Here is a 2,394-nt window from a genome sequence, read left to right on the forward strand (position 1 = left end):
TACCACTTTTGGTCAACCCCTCATTAATAACCAATATATCCATTTTCGTTTTGCCGAACTCATGACTGAAGTGGAAGCACTTAAAGCATTAACCTACCAAGCTTGTGAACAGCATATTGCTGGGGAAGATGTGACCAAGCTGGCATCTATGGCAAAACTAAAAGCAGGACGTTTAACCCGTGAAGTTGCCGATAGCTGTCTGCAATATTGGGGTGGTAACGGCTTTATGTGGGATAACCCAGCATCACAGCTGTATCGTGATGGTCGTTTAGGCTCTATTGGCGGTGGGGCAGATGAGATTATGTTGGGGATTATCTGTAAGTTGATGGACATCCTACCTAAAAAGCAGAAATAAAAATAAGGAATACACCATGACACTTTCCTCATCTCTACAAGCTCTAGATATTGATGACAGCATTCAATTGGAACAAGACGGCAGTATTTTATATCTCTGGTTAAACCGACCGGAGAGCCGTAATGCCATGAACTTGAATATGGTCAATGCAATTCAACAAGTCTTTAATGCCATTCGTGATGACCTTTCAATTCGTGCGGTAATTATCCGTGGTGAAGGTGGAACCTTTTGTGCAGGTGGTGACATTAAAGACATGGCGGCTTTGCGTGTTGAAGCAACCAATGTTGGTAGCTTACAACCTTATGCTGATTTTAACCGCCGTTTTGGTGCCATGCTTGAGCAAGTCGAAGCTGCACCACAGACTGTTGTGGTGATTTTAGAAGGCGCTGTTTTAGGTGGTGGTTTTGGTTTGGCATGTGTTTCAGATGTTGCCATTAGCCGTGATAATGCCCAGTTTGGTTTGCCTGAAACGGGATTAGGTGTGATACCTGCGCAAATTGCTCCTTTTGTGGTGAAACGTATTGGCCTGACTCAGGCACGCCGACTTGCTTTACTCGGCATGCGTTTTGAAGGGCGTACAGCACTGAGTGTTGGTGTGGTTCATCAAATTGCACATAATGAAATTGAACTTGAACAAGCTTTAGAGGAAACCATTCAACACATTAAACGAGCAGCTCCTCAAGCTTCGCGTGTGACTAAAGCACTGTTACATCGAACGCTCAATGAGCCTTTGAGTGATTTACTCAATGATGCAGCTCAGCAGTTTGCCCAAGCGGTTGGTGGAGCTGAAGGACAAGAAGGAACGATGGCTTTTATCCAGAAACGTTTGCCGAATTGGGCCGATGAGTCATAAGAGATAAGGATAAAAATAATGAAATTTTCAAAAGTACTGGTTGCCAACCGTGGTGAAATTGCAGTTCGAGTCATGCAAACTGCTAAGGCAATGGGCTATCAAACTGTCGCAGTTTATTCTGATGCTGAACGTAACGCTCGCCATGTGCAAGAGGCCGATGAAGCTGTTTACATTGGGGCATCTAAAGTATCTGAATCTTATCTCTCCATTGCTAAAATTATAGAGGCGTGCAAAAAAACTGGGGCAGATGCTGTTCATCCCGGTTATGGTTTTTTGTCAGAAAATACTAATTTTGCTCAGGCATGTATCGACAACCAGATTACATTTATTGGGCCTACTGCTTCTGCAATTGAGTTAATGGGCAGTAAACGTCTCTCAAAAATTGCTATGATTGAAGCAGGCGTCCCTTGTGTACCAGGCTATGAAGGTGACCGACAGGATCTCGAATATTTAGCAGCACAAGCAGAACAGATTGGCTTTCCAATTATGGTCAAAGCTTCTGCTGGTGGTGGTGGTCGTGGAATGCGTTTGGTAGAACAGTCATCCGAATTGGTTGAGGCATTGCAAACCGCACGTTCCGAAGCTGAAAATGCCTTTGGTTCTGGCGAGCTAATTTTAGAAAAAGCAGTCATTGCACCGCGTCATGTAGAAATTCAGGTTTTTGGTGATACTCACGGCAATTATGTGTATTTGTTTGAGCGCGATTGTTCGATTCAGCGCCGTCATCAAAAAGTAGTTGAAGAAGCTCCATGTCCAGTGATGACTCCTGAACTGCGTCAGCAAATGGGTGAAGCAGCTGTAGCAGCGGCTAAAGCATGTGCTTACGTAGGTGCGGGAACTGTTGAGTTCTTACTTGATGCATCGGGTGCATTTTATTTTTTAGAAATGAATACCCGTTTACAGGTAGAGCACCCAGTCACTGAGCTCATTACAGGACTAGATTTAGTTGAATGGCAGTTACGTGTTGCGAATGGTGAACAATTGCCTTTGCAACAACATGAATTGACGTTAAACGGTCATGCAATCGAGGTGCGTTTGTATGCCGAAGATCCACGTCAAGATTTCTTACCACAGACAGGACAAGTTCTGCGTTGGCAGCCTGCAACTTTGCCAAATGTGCGAATCGATCATGGCATATTGGCAACTGATGAAGTCAGTCCATTTTACGATCCGATGGTAGCAAAGG

3 protein-coding genes are annotated in these 2,394 nt (G+C 44.3%); all 3 read left to right on the forward strand.

The window, feature by feature from the left end; translation table 11 throughout:
• Nucleotides 1-355, forward strand: a 355-nt coding sequence (locus UC75_RS22455) for an acyl-CoA dehydrogenase family protein (protein ID WP_228137500.1), incomplete at its 5' end; no start/stop codon positions are given.
• A 16-nt stretch (nt 356-371) separates the two neighbouring features.
• Nucleotides 372-1,208, forward strand: coding sequence for an enoyl-CoA hydratase/isomerase family protein (locus UC75_RS18340; RefSeq protein ID WP_049838413.1), 837 nt, complete (start codon nt 372-374; stop codon nt 1,206-1,208).
• Nucleotides 1,209-1,226: 18 nt separating this feature from the next.
• On the forward strand, nt 1,227-2,394 hold a 1,168-nt coding region (locus tag UC75_RS22460), incomplete at its 3' end, for an acetyl-CoA carboxylase biotin carboxylase subunit (protein ID WP_228137501.1).

It is taken from the genome of Acinetobacter sp. V2, assembly GCF_001188385.1.
Taxonomy (GTDB): domain Bacteria; phylum Pseudomonadota; class Gammaproteobacteria; order Pseudomonadales; family Moraxellaceae; genus Acinetobacter; species Acinetobacter oleivorans.

Excerpts from the sequence above, each read along its gene's own strand:
- UC75_RS18340 (WP_049838413.1), top strand. The coding sequence starts at position 372 with ATGACACTTTCCTCATCTCTACAAGCTCTAGATATTGATGACAGCATT.